13 protein-coding genes are annotated in these 16,768 nt (G+C 35.8%); 9 read left to right on the top strand and 4 right to left on the bottom strand.

The annotated features are described in order from the left end of the window. Positions 1–92 precede the first annotated feature (92 nt). The 4 genes from HCJ45_RS12895 to HCJ45_RS12880 all read left to right on the top strand — a co-directional run bounded on the left by HCJ45_RS12895 (position 93) and on the right by HCJ45_RS12880 (position 3,196). On the top strand, positions 93–623 hold the full coding sequence (locus HCJ45_RS12895; protein WP_185347075.1) for a YceI family protein: 531 nt from the start codon (positions 93–95) through the stop codon (positions 621–623). 110 nt (positions 624–733) lie between these two features. Then, the gene (gene rarD / locus HCJ45_RS12890) at positions 734–1,660 is read left to right on the top strand and encodes an EamA family transporter RarD (protein ID WP_187125079.1); all 927 of its coding nucleotides are present in this window, start codon (positions 734–736) and stop codon (positions 1,658–1,660) included. An 89-nt stretch (positions 1,661–1,749) separates the two neighbouring features. Next, complete coding sequence (locus tag HCJ45_RS12885) at positions 1,750–2,391, top strand: NAD(P)-dependent oxidoreductase (protein ID WP_187125078.1); 642 nt, start codon at positions 1,750–1,752, stop codon at positions 2,389–2,391. Positions 2,392–2,494: 103 nt separating this feature from the next. Continuing rightward, positions 2,495–3,196 (top strand): DUF554 domain-containing protein, encoded by a 702-nt coding sequence (locus tag HCJ45_RS12880; RefSeq protein WP_187125077.1) that lies wholly within the window; start codon positions 2,495–2,497, stop codon positions 3,194–3,196. An 86-nt stretch (positions 3,197–3,282) separates the two neighbouring features. Here the strand turns inward: HCJ45_RS12880 and HCJ45_RS12875 are convergent, their stop codons facing one another. Next, positions 3,283–3,921: a DUF5105 domain-containing protein gene (locus HCJ45_RS12875; RefSeq protein ID WP_187125076.1), complete on the bottom strand. Its 639-nt coding sequence runs from the start codon at positions 3,919–3,921 to the stop codon at positions 3,283–3,285. 120 nt (positions 3,922–4,041) lie between these two features. Here HCJ45_RS12875 and ybaK point away from each other — a divergent pair, with 120 nt between their 5' ends. Continuing rightward, a complete protein-coding gene (gene ybaK / locus HCJ45_RS12870) occupies positions 4,042–4,518 on the top strand; it encodes a Cys-tRNA(Pro) deacylase (RefSeq protein WP_187125075.1) in 477 nt (158 codons plus the stop codon). Between the two features lie 102 nt (positions 4,519–4,620). Here the strand turns inward: ybaK and HCJ45_RS12865 are convergent, their stop codons facing one another. The 3 genes from HCJ45_RS12865 to HCJ45_RS12855 all read right to left on the bottom strand — a co-directional run bounded on the left by HCJ45_RS12865 (position 4,621) and on the right by HCJ45_RS12855 (position 11,526). Further along, on the bottom strand, positions 4,621–9,051 hold the full coding sequence (locus tag HCJ45_RS12865) for a 2-hydroxyacyl-CoA dehydratase (RefSeq protein ID WP_185381523.1): 4,431 nt from the start codon (positions 9,049–9,051) through the stop codon (positions 4,621–4,623). A gap of 267 nt (positions 9,052–9,318) precedes the next feature. After that, the gene (locus HCJ45_RS12860; protein ID WP_187125074.1) at positions 9,319–10,698 is read right to left on the bottom strand and encodes an amino acid permease; all 1,380 of its coding nucleotides are present in this window, start codon (positions 10,696–10,698) and stop codon (positions 9,319–9,321) included. A gap of 192 nt (positions 10,699–10,890) precedes the next feature. Beyond that, positions 10,891–11,526: an NAD(P)H-dependent oxidoreductase gene (locus tag HCJ45_RS12855; RefSeq protein WP_187125073.1), complete on the bottom strand. Its 636-nt coding sequence runs from the start codon at positions 11,524–11,526 to the stop codon at positions 10,891–10,893. Between the two features lie 195 nt (positions 11,527–11,721). Here HCJ45_RS12855 and HCJ45_RS12850 point away from each other — a divergent pair, with 195 nt between their 5' ends. The 4 genes from HCJ45_RS12850 (at position 11,722) to HCJ45_RS12835 (ending at position 16,765) form a co-directional block, all read left to right on the top strand. Beyond that, positions 11,722–14,538, top strand: coding sequence for a sigma-54-dependent transcriptional regulator (locus HCJ45_RS12850; RefSeq protein ID WP_187125072.1), 2,817 nt, complete (start codon positions 11,722–11,724; stop codon positions 14,536–14,538). 324 nt (positions 14,539–14,862) lie between these two features. Further along, positions 14,863–15,297 carry a mannose/fructose/sorbose PTS transporter subunit IIA gene (locus HCJ45_RS12845; RefSeq protein WP_187125071.1) on the top strand — a complete coding sequence of 145 codons (435 nt, stop codon included), beginning with the start codon at positions 14,863–14,865 and terminating at the stop codon, positions 15,295–15,297. Then, positions 15,297–15,782, top strand: coding sequence for a mannose/fructose/sorbose PTS transporter subunit IIB (locus tag HCJ45_RS12840; protein WP_185347103.1), 486 nt, complete (start codon positions 15,297–15,299; stop codon positions 15,780–15,782). The genes HCJ45_RS12845 and HCJ45_RS12840 overlap by 1 nt, the downstream gene beginning before the upstream one ends. Positions 15,783–15,952: 170 nt before the next feature. Beyond that, complete coding sequence (locus tag HCJ45_RS12835; RefSeq protein ID WP_185347105.1) at positions 15,953–16,765, top strand: PTS mannose/fructose/sorbose transporter subunit IIC; 813 nt, start codon at positions 15,953–15,955, stop codon at positions 16,763–16,765. Positions 16,766–16,768 lie beyond the last annotated feature (3 nt).

Genomic DNA, 16,768 nt, shown 5'->3' with positions numbered 1-16,768 from the left:
TAAAAGTATTTTATACTAGGTTTAATCTCAGCCCAAATAGGTTAGATTATAATAGAATGCTTTTATAAAAAACATATTTGGAGGAATGAAAAATGACAGTAGAAAAATGGAATGTAGACCCAGCGCATAGTTCAATCGAGTTTCAAGTAAAACATATGATGGTATCAAAAGTAAAAGGAGCATTTAATAGCTTTTCCGCAGATATCGAAATGGATCCTGAAGACTTAACAACTGCAAAATTAAATTTTTCTGTAGATGCTGCTTCAGTTGATACACGTCAAGCTCAACGTGATGGTCATTTAAAAAGCGAAGACTTCTTTAATGTAGAGAAATATCCTAATGTAACATTCACCGCAACTAAAATTACGCCAGATGGTGACGATGAATATATGGTTACTGGTGACCTAACTATTCGTGATGTAACTAAACCACTAACACTGGAAGTTAGCTATGAAGGAACTGGAAAAGATCCTAATACTGGCAACATGGTAGCTGGTTTTGAAGCAAAAGGTAAATTCAATCGTAAAGATTTTGGTCTTAACTACAATGCAGCCCTTGAAACTGGTGGCGTATTAATTGGCGATGAAGTGAAACTAAACATCCAAATCGAAGCAAGTAAATAATTTTAAAAAAATGCGAATAGCTTACCCTATTCGTATTTTTATATAGCTTTCTTTCTCCTTTTGCGCTAAAATAGTCTTATTGTTTAAAAAAAGGGGGGCTAAAATTAATTATGGAAAATAAACAAACTGGGCAACTGGGTGGCATTATGGCTGGCGCTCTTGCTTATGTCTTTTGGGGAGTACTTCCGATCTATTGGAAGTTAGTGACAAATGTCCCTCCAATGGAAATTTTGGCCTATAGAATACTATGGTCTTTTATTTTTATGCTATTTTTGATTGTCTGTTTACGAAAAGCATCCATGGTTTTGGAAGAAACGAAAGCAATTTTACTTAAGCCAAAAACGCTTATTGCCATTATTACAGCTGCTTTTTTAGTGACAGGAAATTGGTATTTATTCATTTATACAGTAAATAGTGGGCATGTAACTGAGGCAAGTCTTGGTTATTATATAAATCCACTTGTAAATGTTCTGCTAGCTACCGTAATTTTAAAGGAACGTTTAAGTCGTGGGGAAATAATTGCCGTTATCTCTGCTACTATTGGTGTACTAATTTTAACCTGGCACTTAGGCTCTGTCCCATGGGCTGCAATTGGCATGGCTGTCACCTTTTCACTTTATGGTCTAATTAAAAAACTTGTTCCGGTTTCTGTTTGGACAGGTTTAACACTAGAAACACTGATTATTACACCATTCGCACTTATATATGTCTTATTTTTTGCAACTAATGGTTTAATGCAATATCCTGCAAACACAAATATTATTTTAGTTGGTGCAGGAATTGTTACCGCTATTCCATTACTTCTTTTTGCAACTGCTGCGAAAAAAATCAGTTATACGATGGTTGGTTTCTTGCAATATATCGGACCTACATTAATGCTTGCTCTCGGCGTTTTGCTTTTCAAAGAAAGTTTTGACCATATCCAATTATTCGCCTTTCTATTTATCTGGTTAGCATTAATTATATTTACCATTTCTCACATCTACTCAGCAGCCAAAATCAAACAATTAGCCGCTGCTGCAAAAGAACAATCTTAAAAATAAATGTTTTCGAGCCCCTTCTTTCGGGAATAATTCTTCTATCAAGCGAGAATCTATTCCAGAAAAATGAATAGGGGGCTTTTTTTATGAAGATAGGAATAATTGGCGCTACGGGGCGTGCTGGTTCACGAATTTTAGCCGAAGCAAAAGACCGTGGTCATGAAGTAACAGCTATTGTAAGAAATGCGGGGAAAATCACCCAAACACATAAAGATATTAATATTTTACAAAAAGATATATTTGAGTTAACACTTTCTGATGTATCTGATTTAAATGTTGTTGTAGATGCTTATGGTACAAGTCCAGAAGAAGCTGAGAAACATGTTTTATCCTTGCAACATTTAATGAAAGTTCTAAATGGAACTGTATCGCCGCGACTTATCGTTGTAGGTGGTGCAGCTAGCCTTCAAATTGATGATACTGGCAATACGTTACTAGAATCTAAAGGGTTAAAAGAAGCTCCATACTATCCAACTGCCAAAGCTCAAGCAGAACAATTAACACATTTAAAAGAAAATGAATCGCTTTTCAGCTGGACATATGTTAGTCCTCCTGCAATGTTTGAGCCAGGCGAACGAATTGGCACCTATCAAGTTGGAAAAAATCATCTGCTATTTAATAGTAAAGGCAATAGTTTTATTAGTATGGAAGACTTTGCTATCGCCATTTTGGACGAAATAGAACGACCAAACCATTTAAATGAGCGCTTTACAGTTGCTGAAAAGTGAATTTTTAGTCGAAGGGACTAGATTATTAGTTCCTTCGATTTTTTATGCCCATTCTGCGTGAGTTGCTGTATAATAAGAATATTGATTAAAAGGGAGGAATAAAATGGTATTACTTGGTGCGCTAGTTAATGGACTAGGAATTTTGATTGGTTCAGTAATTGGTATGAAATTACATAATATCCCTGAACGAATAAAAGACACTGTAATGAAAGGAATGGGTTTGTCCGTTATTGTTCTTGGTATTCAAATGGGGTTTAAAACGAGCAATTCACTTATCGTTATTTTAAGTATTTGTTTTGGGGCAATTATAGGGGAACTGCTTAATATAGATTATCACCTTAATCAACTTGGTCACTGGATTGAACGAAAAGTTGGTACAAATGGAGCAAGTAATATTTCCAAAGGTTTTGTTACTTCTACACTTATTTTTGTTATTGGAGCAATGGGGATTATCGGGGCGCTTGATAGTGGTATTCGTGGCAATCATGATGTTCTATTTACAAAATCGGTTATGGATGGCTTTATTGCACTGCTTCTTAGTACAACTCTTGGCTGGGGCGTTATGCTATCAGCTATTCCTGTATTTCTTTTTGAAGGAATCATTGCTCTGTTTGCCACGCAGATTGACCAATTTATTCCAGCTGAATTAATGGACCTAATTATTAATGAGATAACTGCAACAGGTGGTATTATGATTTTAGCTATCGGTCTTAATTTACTTGGTTTAACTAAAATCCGAGTTGCAAACCTAGTTCCCGGCATTCTTGTAGCAGCAGTAATTGTTGCGGGACTTTATTATTTTTAACTAATCGCTATAAATAAAACAGGCACCTCCATGATGAGAGTTGCCTGTTTTTATAAAAAATTATTTTGTACAGCTTTTACTTAATTTTACATGCCACCCATAAAGAATGCGGAAGTTAGTTCTTGCATGAAGGCCATGTCATTCTCCATTTTCCAAAGTGAATCATCTTTTGTATTTACAGTTAATTTAAGATTTACATTTTTTGTTTCAGATACTGCATCTGCATTTTGTACTGCTTTTGTGTAGACTTCCATTGTTTTCTTCGCTAATTTTTCATTGTCAGTAGCGATAGATGGATCAGCAGTTAATTCTGTTGTTAGCTCTGCTTGAACGCCTTTCATGTCCAATCCTTTTACAGCAAATTGAATTTCTGGATTTTCTTTGTCGTCATTTATTACTTTAGTAGTGTAAGATGTTTTTTCATTTACTTGTTTGCGCAATGCATTGTAGAAATCATCTACTTCTTTGTCTATGTTAACATCACCAGAAAGACTAGCGCTAAATGTGCTGATAAAGCTTTCTTTAAAGCTTTTTTCGAATTCTTTTTCAAACTCACTACCGTCTTCACCATAGACATCTTTCACTTTATCAGTATCTTTATTGTAAACAACTGCATTTACAGTAATTTCCCCTGCTTCTTTTGGTTCTACTCTCGAAGCTCCACATGCTGTTAAAACTAACATCATGGCAAGCAACATAATCATGCTAAATAAACCTTTTTTCATTAAAATCTCCCTCTCCTTTTTTGATACCCTATTATTGTACCCAAACTTTCTAAAAAAACCAATTGAAAGAGCCAAATTGTCATAAATTGTACATAAATAAACTAGATTTGAGGTGAAGTTGTGAACAAAAAAACAAATGTTTGTCGAATATTAGATCAACAAAAAATCCCTTACCAGCTTCAAGAATATGCTTGGGATGAGGATTCACTAGATGCATTACATGTGGCACTAGAAACCGGTAATGATCCGGCTCATATTTTTAAGACTATTTGCTTAACAGGAGATAGAACTGGGCACCTTGTAGCATGTATCCCAGCAGGCAAATCCATTAATCTAAAAACTATCGCTAAAATTAGTGGTAATAAGAAATGTGAGTTAGTTCCTGTAACAACGCTTGAAAAATTAACTGGTTATGTCCGTGGTGGCTGTTCTCCTATTGGAATGAAAAAGTTATTTCCTACATTTATTGATAGTAGTGCAGAGTCATTGGAAGCAATACTTATCTCAGCTGGAAAAAGAGGCTTGCAAATCCGTATTGCGCCAATGGATTTAAAACAAGTCATTCATGGTAAATTTGCTTTGATTACTGAAAAATAAAAACTGTAAGCAATTAGGTTTTGTAGTGCCCTCCAAAAAGTTAGACGAAAAATCTTACTTTTGAAGGGCAGTTCCTTTTCCTATCTGCTTACAGTTTTTTTACTAATCGTTATCTGTTTGAATATGTTCACTACTTGATGATGCAACATGTTTTACTTTTTGAGCAATTGCACCTACTGGATCAGCTTCTCTTGCTTGTTTCACTTTATTGCCAATCATTTCAACTGGAGCGCTCTCTCTGACTTGTTTTGCTTTCCCAAGAATTTTTTCTCTTGGGTTAAATTTAGTATTAGTTTCTTTTTCAGTGACTACTTCAGTTGTTTCTAGTTGTTTTCTAGCAATCGAAAGCATTAATTTAATTCGGTTTAATTGGTTTACAGAACTTGATCCCGCATCATAATCAATAGACATGATATTGGCTTCTGGATACATTTTTTTCAAGCCTTTAATCATTCCACGACCTGTGATATGGTTTGGTAAACAAGCGAATGGTTGTAAACAAGCAATATTCGGCACATTACTATCTAGTAGCTCAAACATTTCTCCTGTTAAGAACCAACCTTCTCCCATTTTATTTCCAAGTGAAAGTAATTGGCTTGCTTTTTCTGCAATAGATTCAATACTTGCTGGCGCTTCAAAACGTTCACTTTTCTTCAGTGCATCTGTAACTGGTTTACGGAATTGATTGATTAGCGGAATTGCCACACTTTGTTTTGCGAAAGATTTTACTTTTGAGCGACCAAATGTATTTGCAGCAAAATGGTCATCGTAACAGCAATATAAAATAAAATCAGTCAAATCTGGTACTACAGCTTCTCCGCCTTCTTCTTCAATTACATCAACAATATTATTATTTGCTCCTGGATGGAATTTCACAAGAATTTCACCAACAACACCTACACGCGGTTTGATTTCATTTGTAATTGGTAGTTGATCGAAAGCTTGAACCATTTCGTTTGCAAGTTTTTTATATCCAGTAAAAGAATAATCCTCCATTAACTCACGACCAGCATCAAGGTATTTACGGAATAACTTATTGGCACTACCTTCTTCTACTTCATAAGGTCTAGTCCGATAAAGCATCCGGTCAAGTGCATCCCCCATACTAATTCCTGCTAATAGACGAACGAGTATTTTAGGAGTTAATTTAAATCCTGGTTGTTTTTCTAGGCCATTTGCATTCAGTGAAATTACTGGAATATGGTCAATTCCCGCCTCACCTAATGCTTTTTTCAACATGGAGATATAGTTGGTTGCCCGACATCCACCACCTGTTTGCGTCATTAAAACAGCTAAATTATCCAAATCATAATCACCATGTTTTAACGCATCCATCATTTGCCCAATCGTCAAAATAGCTGGATAACATGCATCATTATTGACATAACGCAAACCTTCATCCACTGCACGAGGGGTAACGGCTGGAAGTACTTCTAAATTATAGCCACCAACTTTAAACGCAGCTTCCAACATTTCAAAATGAGTTGGCGCTAACTGTGGTGCTAAAATAGTGTAAGTTTTCTTCATTTCTTTTGTAAACATTACGCGCTCTTTTGGTTTTTTCATTATGCTAGGTTTAACATTATTTTTCTCACGCTCTTCCATTGCAGCTTTCAAGGAACGGACGCGAATTCTTGCTGCACCAAGGTTATTGATTTCATCGATTTTAAGCAAAGTATACACTTTATTATGACCTTCAATAATTTCCTGACACATATCTGTTGTAATAGCATCTAGACCACAACCAAATGAAGTCAATTGCACGAATTCTAAATCTTCACTTTTAGCTGTAAAACTTGCTGCGCGATAAAGTCTTGCATGATATTTCCACTGATTTTCAACGCGAAGTTTATGGTCAATCTCACCCAGATGGGAAATCGAATCCTCTGTTAATACAGCCATTCCATTCATGGTAATCAGTTCTGGAATTCCGTGATTTACTTCTGGATCAATGTGATAAGGGTGTCCTGCGAGAACGATACCTTTGATTTTATTTTTCTTAATGTAAGTAAGTGCCGCTTCTCCTTCTTCTTGAATATCTTTACGACACATTTCCGCTTCAAGAAGCCCTGCTTTTACTGCTTTTTCCATATCTTCTGCTGGGATTTCAGGGAACGCTAAAATCATTTGGCTAATTAACGCTTTTTCATTATCTAATGTTAAAAATGGGCTAATCATTGGAATATTTTTCTCTTCTAGCGCATCAACATTGACACGAATAACTTCTGGATAGCCTGCAACAACTGGACAGTTAAAGTTATTTGTTGCTTCACCAAATTCTGGTTTTTCATATACAACCGATGGGTAGAAAATTCGTTCGGCTTTTTTCTTAATCAAATCCATAATATGACCATGTGTTAATTTAGCTGGGAAACAAACTGCTTCTGATGCAATTGTTTCAATTCCTTTATCATAAAGATTTTTAGATGATTTAGAAGAAAGTACCACACGGAATCCTAAATTCGTTAAAATTGTATGCCAAAGCGGATAGTTTTCAAACACATTTAATGCACGAGGAATTCCAATAGTTCCACGAGTAGCCTCTGATTTTTTGAGTGACTTATAATCAAAAGTTCGTTTTAATTTATATGCATATAAGTTTGGTAAAACATTTCGTTTTGTTTCAACGCGTTCGCCACGTTCACAACGATTTCCACTAATAAATGTCCGGTCATCACCAAATCTAGTAACAGTCAGCTGACATGTGTTACTACAAAGATTACAGCGCGATTGTGAAGTTTCAGCACTAAATTCACGTAATTTTTCAAGTACGAGCATTTCCGTTACTTCACCAGTTTCGTAATGTTCTCTAGCAATTAGTGCTGCCCCGTATGCTCCCATCATTCCAGCAATATCCGGACGAATAACTTCCCGACCAGTCAAAAGTTCAAAGGCACGTAGAACAGATTCATTATAAAAAGTTCCGCCTTGCACAATCACTTTTTCGCCAATATCTTTAGGGCTACGAAGTTTGATTACTTTTTGTAGTGCATTTTTTACAACAGAATAGGCTAGTCCAGCAGATAAATCTTCCATACTGACGCCTTCTTTTTGCACTTGTTTTACTTTGGAGTTCATAAACACTGTACAACGTGAACCAAGATCCACTGGCGCTTTTGCTTCTAGCGCACGTGCTGCAAATTCTTCAATAGATAAATTTAGCGTTTGAGCAAATGTCTCTAAGAAAGAACCACAACCAGCAGAACACGCTTCATTAAGCATTAAACTATCAAGCGCTCCTTTTTTGATTTTCATACATTTCATATCTTGTCCGCCAATATCCAAAATAAAATCTACATCAGGTAAAAATTCGCGAGCAGCACGGTAATGAGCAACTGTTTCGATTTCCCCAACATCAATTTTTAGTGCGGCTTTAATAAGCGATTCACCATAACCGGTTATACCCGATTGCGCAATTCGCACTTTCTCTGGCAAAATTTCATATAAATCACTCGTCGCGTCAATAACAGATTGAAGCGGATTCCCATTATTACTAGAATAAAATGAATATAAAATTTCATTAGTTTGGCTCATCAAGATTAGTTTTGTAGTCGTTGAGCCAGCATCAATACCTAAATAAGCATCACCTTCGTAATCTTCCAACTTCGCCCGTTTAGCTTTCATTTTATTGTGTCGAGCTCGGAAGTTTTCTAGATCCGTTTCATTTTCGAATAATGCTGGTAAGATTACTGTATCTGTTGTCATGGTTGTCATATCCATATTGGAAAGTCGGTTAACCATATCTTCTACTTTAATTGGAACATCATTAAGCCCTGTAAATGCCGTTCCAAGTGCAATAAAGTATTCTGCATTTTGTGGAGCAATAATATCGCTCTCTTTCATTTTAAGCGTCTCTGTAAAACGGTATCGTAGTTGATCTAGAAATGTTAGTGGACCGCCAAGAAAAGCTACTTTACCACGAATTGGCCGTCCACATGCAAGTCCGCTAATTGTTTGTGTAACAACACTTTGAAAAATAGATGCCGCAATATCTTCTTTTCTAGCTCCTTCATTTAATAACGGTTGAACGTCTGTTTTAGCAAAAACCCCGCATCTTGAAGCTATTGGATAAATCGTATTAGCATTTTGCGCTAATTCATTTAAACCAGTTGGATCCGTTTGAAGAAGAGTGGCAATTTGGTCGATAAAAGCTCCTGTACCGCCAGCACAAGCATTATTCATTCGTTGTTCAATACCACCACTAAAATAAATAATTTTCGCATCTTCCCCGCCAAGCTCAATCACTACATCTGTCTCAGGAATAACTTGTTCCACTGCTTCAGTACAAGCGATAACTTCTTGCACAAATGGTACTTTTAAAAATTTGGAAATAGCTAATCCAGAAGATCCCGTGATTTTAAAAGTCATTTCTGTCATACCGCATTTTTTTTGCATATCTTGCATAATTTCGAGTGTTACTTTTTTAATATCCGAATAATGTCTTCTGTACGTTTGAAATAAAATATCCCCTTGATCGTTCAACGCTACGGCTTTCGCTGTGGTTGAGCCAACATCTAACCCTGCATGAATCATTTACCTCATTCCTTTCGCTACGCTTTATCTTTTTATGTATAGAAATTCACATATAAACGCTCAATTGTAGAAAACTTCACATTAAATGCCATGAAATAAAAATGAGTGAGTACTCACTCGAAATGCATAAGCACTGTAAAGTCTCTAAACACCTATCATTCTACACGATTTTCATGATTTGTAAAGAATTTTGCGGCGATTTTTCTTAGCAAAAAAAAGCCCCCCCACTGCTAAAACTGCTTTGCTTAGCGATGGAGGGCTTAATCGTTAATTATGTCGAATTTTCGACTTTTTATTTTTAGTTATTTTTAAAATTTGATATGCAATTCCTAAGATTAAGAACCATACTGGCGTTACAAATAATGCGATTCGTGTATCTGCCGCAAAGCCTAGAATGATTAATAATCCGCCAAAGAAAATTAAACTAACCCAGTTCATAAATGGTGATAAAGGCATCTTAAATGTACTTTTCTCCGCAATTTTTGGGTATTTAAGACGAAAACGTAAGTGTGCAACTAAAATTACTCCCCAAACCCAAATAAAACAAATTGTTGCTATACTTGTTACCAAAATAAATACTTTCTCCGGTAAAAAATAGTTTAAAAATACACCAATAAGTAAACATGCAGTTGATGTAATTAATGCCGTTGCTGGCACACCATTAGAACTTAAATGATGCATTTTTTTCGGTGCTTTACCTTCAGCAGAAAGTGTATAAAGCATCCGGCTCGTACTGAATATCCCACTGTTACATGAAGACATCGCCGCAGTTAATACAACAAAATTAATAATCCCGGCAGCGGCTGGTATACCAATCATTGAAAACACACTAACAAATGGACTTGTGTTTGGATCAATATTACTCCATGGATAAATGGACATTAAAACGAGCAATGCCCCAATATAGAAAATCAAAATCCGAATGGGAATATTATTAATTGCTTTTGGTAATGTGCGTTCTGGATCATCTGCTTCCCCAGCCGTTACCCCCACAAGCTCAATACCCACAAACGAAAATGTCGCCATTTGAAATGCAAGTAAAAATCCAGCTATTCCATTTGGGAAAAAGCCACCATAATCTACTAAATTGGAAAATGACGCAGTGCTTGTTCCATGTTTATAGCCAATAAATACTAAAACAAAACCGATAACAATTAGCGCAATGATAACAACTACTTTAATAATAGCAAACCAAAATTCAATTTCACCAAATGCTTTTACAGTTGCTAAATTAAAAAGTAGTAAAACTAACACACACGCTAGCGCCGGTATCCATTGTGGCAAATCTGGTACCCAGAATTTTACATACATTCCAACTGCTGTGATTTCAGCAATACCTGTGACAATCCAACAAAACCAGTAAGTCCAACCTGTTATAAAGCCTGCCCATGGTCCAATATATTGTTCTGCAAATTTTGTAAATGACCCGGTTGTCGGGTTATGTATTAATAACTCACCCAAAGCTCGCATTACAAAGAATAAGATAGCCCCAATAATTAAGTAAACTAACATGATAGATGGACCAGCTAAATGAATCGTTTTTCCAGCTCCTAAAAAAAGCCCTGTTCCAATTGCCCCGCCTATTGCAATCAACTGAATATGTCTATTTTTCAGCCCTCTTTGCAATTCTTCTTTCTGCTCCGCCATCCTAATTCATCCCTTTCGAATAATTAAACAGAATAAAGTGCTAAAAAATTAGCACTTTATCCTTGAATTCTTCTATTCTACTTTACCAATATCTTTAGGGATTAGCAATCTTTTTCTAAGTGTTTATTGGTCTAGACAGTTGATAATACTACCTTATCAATTAAAGATATTAATAATTTTTTCACAAAGTTTTTAGAATTTAGCAGCACTTTCACGCGCTACCGATTTAGCAGCTGCAACGATTTCTGCTTCTTTGCTTGGATTATGATCAATACCTTCTACAAAAATGGTTGGAGCAACTTCAATACCGATAAATTGTAAAATGGTATTTAAATATGGTTCTCCGTGCGTATAAGAACTTGCTTGTCCAGCAGAATAAACACCACCACTACCATGAATTAAAATAGCTTTTTTATTTTTTAGTAATGGCTCTGGACCATGTTCTGTATAGCGGAATGATTTACCTGCAACAACAAAAGTATCCACATACGCTTTTAGTAGTGGCGGGATTCCAAGATTCCAAAGTGGGAAGACAAAAATATATTTATCTGCTGCAAGGAATTGTTCCGTAAGCGCATTATAAGTATTCAATCTATTTTGTACTTCTGGAGCTAAATCAGTAAATGCTTTTCCAGCTTGTAGTTCTCTTCCAGCCGTCATTAACTCTAAATCGAGTAATGGCACTTCTGTATTATATAATACTAATTCTTCTATTGTATCTGATGGATTTTTCGCTTTGTATTCCTCGATAAATGTTTCTGCTACTTGCGAACTTCTTGATACTTCATTTGGAAGTGGCGATGCTTTAATAAAAAGTACTTTTGACACTATGAACACCTCATTCGTTTTATTTGTTACTTCTATAATATTATTACTTACTTAGTGAGAGTAGTCAATTTGTTTTTTATTCTATTATCATTGACTTTTTCAGTGGTCATGCTAAACTAAATACAGAATTTATAAGTGTATTAACTCGTTTTAATACACTAATCGTTTCCGGATACACTAAAGGGAGGTATTTTAATGAAGCGTATTGACCGTATTTATAAATTTATTTTAGAAAACCCCTCCACCATGACGATTCGCGAACAGCTTGAGAATAATGAAGGATTTACCGCCACAACTATTTCAGAAACCTTAGATATTCTAAGAAATAATGTCAGTATGGAATTAAATGAACTTCACAGACAAGGGAAAATCATCAAAATCATTGGTCGTCCAGTGCTTTATTTTCCCAAAAAACCTGTTGAAGAAGAAATAGGCCGTAACTTAGCTGATAATGAACTTGAATTTGAAAGTTCTGCATCCCTTTTAAAATTACTCAAACCAAAAATCGCCGAAAGAAGCCCTTTCGATGATTTAATTGGTGTAAATGATAGTTTAAAAACTCCCGTTGAACAAGCAAAAGCTGCTGTCCTCTATCCACCTAATGGATTACATACAATGATTCTTGGACAAACTGGTGTTGGTAAAACACTTTTTGCTAATTTAATGTATCGCTTTTCGCAACATGCCAAACGTCTACCAACGGATGCGCCATTTATTATTTTCAATTGCGCAGATTATTATAACAACCCGCAATTATTAATGTCCCATATTTTTGGTCATGTCAAAGGCGCTTTTACTGGTGCCGATAATGACAAAGGTGGACTTGTTGAAAAGGCAGACGGCGGTATCTTGTTCCTTGATGAAATTCATCGTCTACCTCCTGAAGGTCAAGAAATGATTTTTTATCTAATGGACTCCGGAACCTATAATAAACTTGGCGAAACTGATCGAACACGAAAATCAAATGTATTAATAATTGGCGCCACTACTGAAAACCCTGAATCCTCTCTCTTAAAAACATTTATGCGACGGATTCCCATTATTATTACATTACCAAGTTTGGAAGAGCGAACTGCTTTTGAACGTGTTGAACTGCTTAAATACTTACTTTCTAGTGAAGCCCATCGTGTAAATAAACCCATTCGAATTGAAGATGAAGCAGCAAAAGCTTTACTTGGAAATACTACTTATGGAAATATTGGACAGTTAAAATCAAATATCCAACTTGTTTGTGCACAAGGTTTTTTAAATAGTTTTGATAAAGATGATGAAATTCTAATTGATTTTAAAACTTTACCGATTAATATTAAAGACGGATTTTTCCACTTTAGCAATCGCCGCAAAGAACTTCAAGCAATCGCCGAGTATTTAGAGCCTTATACAACCATTTTTCCAGAGCTTAATAATACATTAATTACGTCGGATGAATATGAACCAAACTTCAATTTATACAAAATTATTGAAGATAAAGCTTCTATATTAATGAATCAAGGTGTAGAAGATGATGATATTAAAAAATTCATTAAAATGGATATTGATATTCACCTCAATAGTTTTTACAACAAATTTAAAAATACAATTCATAACCGCGAAAATATTTTAAAAATCGTCAATGAAGAAATCCTTAATTTTGCTGAAAGTGTGGAACAACGGATTGAGCATCAACTTGGCAAAAAACTAAATGAACGCTTTTTGCTTGCCTTTAGTCTTCATTTAACATCCTTTATTAAGCGAATAGAAAGTAATAAGCCACTTAAATATACGAATATCGAAAATGTAGTTAATGACCAGCCAGAAGCTTATGAACTTTCACGAGAAATTAAAGATGATATTGAAGCAACTTTCCACATTCGCGTTCCAAATATGGAAGTAATGTACTTAACATTGCTTATTAGTTCGCTTTTAAAAGACCAGGAAAATGCCCGAGTTGCAGTACTTGTGGCGACTCATGGTAATAACACTGCGAGTAGTATGGTTAGTGTTGCTAAGAAATTGCTTGGTGAAGGTTTAGTAGAAGGAATTGATATGCCGCTTGACCAGAGCCCCAAAATTGTCCTAGATAAATTAACTGAACGTGCACGAGAAATGGATATGGGACGAGGCCTCTTACTACTTGTGGATATGGGATCTCTGACAAGCTTTGCGCCGGTTATTTCCGAACGTACGGGAATTCCAGTTCGTTCTATTGATATGGTTTCCACCGCAACTGTCATTGAAGCTGTTCGAAAATCTAATATTTTGGATATGGAGTTAGATAGTATTTATGACTCTTTAAAAGATTTCCGAGGATACGGGGGCTATACTTCTGAAGACGATTCACTTGATGCAAATCAAAAACCCCATGCTATTGTTACTATTTGCGCGACTGGTGAAGGAACCGCGGAAAAACTTCAACTATTTATCGAAAATATTTTAGATACAATTACAACGGATGCAATTAAAGTGATTCCAATTGGCTTACACGAGATGGATGCACGGTTGGAACAATTACAAGAAGACAACGATATTTTAATGGCAGTTGGTATTCAAGATCCGAAAATCCAAATCCCATTTATTCCACTTGAGCGACTTTTTGGTGATGATGGTGAGGAACAACTTGTTAGCCTTGTTAAACAGCGCAATATCATTGTAAAAACTGGTGAAACAGGACGAATTGCAAAAGAAATTATTGAAGAAAGCTTAAATGAATTCTTAATGTACTTAAATCCAAAGAAAACAATCGAAATTCTCACTTCTTTTGCTAATGTACTTGAGAAAAAGCTTGGCTACGAACTTGATAATACCTTTAAAATTAATTTACTTATACATGTTGGATGTGCGCTTGAACGGATGGTTTTACATGATGGTCTTACTTATCATGATGCCAAAACGATGACCGAAACCCCTATTTTCAAAGCACTGGAAGAAACCAACAAAGAAGTTATTTACAAAATGAATTTAAAACTCACAAATGACGAATTATGCTATTTATATGATATTTTAAATGAAATCCAACCAGAAGTAATTTTATAAGTATTATATCGAGCTAAAACAACTGTTGTAATTTGAATCAATAGCTGTTTTAGCTTTTTTTATTAAAAATGTCCAAAGATTTACTAGAAAGTTTCCTAGCCAGTTTTTTAGGGTAAGGTGGTATGTATGTCTAAAAAAGAGTTTTTTAGTGTATTAAGGTATTTTTGTAGCGTATTACAGACTCAGCCAACTTTCATTCAATGCTTATAAAGGCCTTGGAACACTTCTATTATTAAAGGGGGCGTTTGATACAGAAAAGTTGGCATGGTTATTGCGTTACTATTTATGGAGGAGTCATATCCACGCTTTAAGGAGGAGATACTTATGCCAGTTGGGATTATTATTGGCACTCATGGTGAATCTGCACGTGAACTCTTAAAATCAGCCGAAATGATTATTGGTAAACAGGATAATGTGGAATTTATTACATTTGTTCCTGGAGAAAACACAGATACGCTAATTACTAAATTCAAAGAAAAATTAGAAATACTGGATACTTCTGAAGGCGTTATTTTTATGGTTGATTTATTTGGTGGCAGTCCATACAATGCATCCAGCCAAATTGCACTGCCAGAAGATAATATGGACGTTGTCACCGGCGTTAATATTCCGATGTTACTTGAAACACTATCCATGCGTGCTGCAAGTAATCAAAAAGATTTAGTTGAAACTGCCCTTACAGCAGGAATCGGTGGCGTTAAATCACTTAAAAAATCATTACCACAAACAGAAAAACAAGTCGGGGAGGACGATTTATAATGGAAATTCGCTTAGCACGTATTGATGACCGTTTAATTCACGGACAAGTAGCAACAGTTTGGACAAAAGAAACACAGGTAGAACGTATTATCGTTATTAGTGACGATGTAGCAAAAGATGAGGTTCGTAAAACACTTCTTACACAAGTAGCACCTCCTGGAGTGAAAGCAAGCGTTGTAGATGTACAAAAAGGAATTCGTGTATATAACAATCCCAAATATGCTACTACTCCGGTAATGTTGCTCTTCACAAATCCAACAGATGTATTAACTTTAGTCGAAGCTGGTGTAAACATCACAACCGTTAACATTGGTGGTATGGCTTTCCGCGAAGGCAAACATATGATTACCAATGCTGTTTCAGTGGACGAAGCAGATGAAGCAGCTTTCCATAAATTAGATGAAAAAGGAATTGAACTTGAGATTCGCAAAGTTGCTTCTGATAACAAAGTAAAACTCATTCCATTGCTTGATAAAGAAAAATAATTCACCCTTGGTCTTACTTTTTAAGCCCTAAGAAAAGTGCAGACGTTCAGAAAAAACCTTTAAAGGGGTGATTTATGAATAAAAGCACCTGTAATAAATATCTGGGAATTCAATTACCAACTTGAAATTATCTTTTTTATCATTTTAAAGAAAAATTGGGAGGGAAAAATATGACTACAGTACAATTAATCCTTGTATTCCTTGTATCATGTATTAGTGGTATGGGTAGTATTTTGGATGAGTGGCAAACACATCGACCATTAATTGCCTGTACACTAATTGGTCTTGTTCTTGGGGATATTACAACCGGCATTATCATTGGGGGTACGCTTGAAATGATTGCCCTTGGATGGATGAACATTGGGGCGGCAGTTGCACCAGATGCTGCGCTCGCATCAATCATCTCCACTATCTTAGTTATCACTGGTGGACAAGATATCAGCGTAGGTATTTCACTAGCAATTCCTTTAGCTGCTCTTGGACAAGTACTTACTATCCTCGTTCGTACAATTACAGTTGCTTTCCAACATATGGCTGATAAAGCTGGTAAGGAAGGAAACCTCCGAAGTCTCGACTGGATACATGTTTCAGCACTATTACTTCAAGCTATGCGTATCGCTATTCCAGCAATGATCGTTGCCGTAACAGTTGGGACAAGCGCCGTAGAAAATTTACTTAATGCTATACCAGAAGTTATTGTAAATGGTCTTAACGTAGCTGGTGGCTTTATCGTTGTTGTCGGTTATGCAATGGTTATTAATATGATGTCAGCGAAATATTTAATGCCTTTCTTCTTCTTAGGTTTTGTTGTCGCTGCATTTACAGCATTCAACTTAGTAGCGCTGGGTGTTTTAGGTCTAGTTGCAGCAATTATTTATATTCAACTAAATCCTAAATACCAATTAAAAGATGCTATAGAACAATATGGTGGAGGCGGCGGCAGACGTCAATCTGATGATCTCGACGACGACCTTGACGACTAAGGA

The organism is Listeria immobilis, from assembly GCF_014322845.1.
Lineage (GTDB): Bacteria > Bacillota > Bacilli > Lactobacillales > Listeriaceae > Listeria > Listeria immobilis.
The sequence above is the reverse complement of the archived record's forward strand: the minus strand, read 5'-3'. Positions and strand labels throughout refer to the sequence as shown.

Coding starts and splice junctions, on each gene's coding strand:
- HCJ45_RS12895 (WP_185347075.1), top strand. CDS start 93: ATGACAGTAGAAAAATGGAATGTAGACCCAGCGCATAGTTCAATCGAG.
- rarD (WP_187125079.1), top strand. CDS start 734: ATGGAAAATAAACAAACTGGGCAACTGGGTGGCATTATGGCTGGCGCT.
- HCJ45_RS12885 (WP_187125078.1), top strand. CDS start 1,750: ATGAAGATAGGAATAATTGGCGCTACGGGGCGTGCTGGTTCACGAATT.
- HCJ45_RS12880 (WP_187125077.1), top strand. CDS start 2,495: ATGGTATTACTTGGTGCGCTAGTTAATGGACTAGGAATTTTGATTGGT.
- HCJ45_RS12875 (WP_187125076.1), bottom strand. CDS start 3,921: ATGAAAAAAGGTTTATTTAGCATGATTATGTTGCTTGCCATGATGTTA.
- HCJ45_RS12865 (WP_185381523.1), bottom strand. CDS start 9,051: ATGATTCATGCAGGGTTAGATGTTGGCTCAACCACAGCGAAAGCCGTA.
- HCJ45_RS12860 (WP_187125074.1), bottom strand. CDS start 10,698: ATGGCGGAGCAGAAAGAAGAATTGCAAAGAGGGCTGAAAAATAGACAT.
- HCJ45_RS12850 (WP_187125072.1), top strand. CDS start 11,722: ATGAAGCGTATTGACCGTATTTATAAATTTATTTTAGAAAACCCCTCC.
- HCJ45_RS12845 (WP_187125071.1), top strand. CDS start 14,863: ATGCCAGTTGGGATTATTATTGGCACTCATGGTGAATCTGCACGTGAA.
- HCJ45_RS12840 (WP_185347103.1), top strand. CDS start 15,297: ATGGAAATTCGCTTAGCACGTATTGATGACCGTTTAATTCACGGACAA.
- HCJ45_RS12835 (WP_185347105.1), top strand. CDS start 15,953: ATGACTACAGTACAATTAATCCTTGTATTCCTTGTATCATGTATTAGT.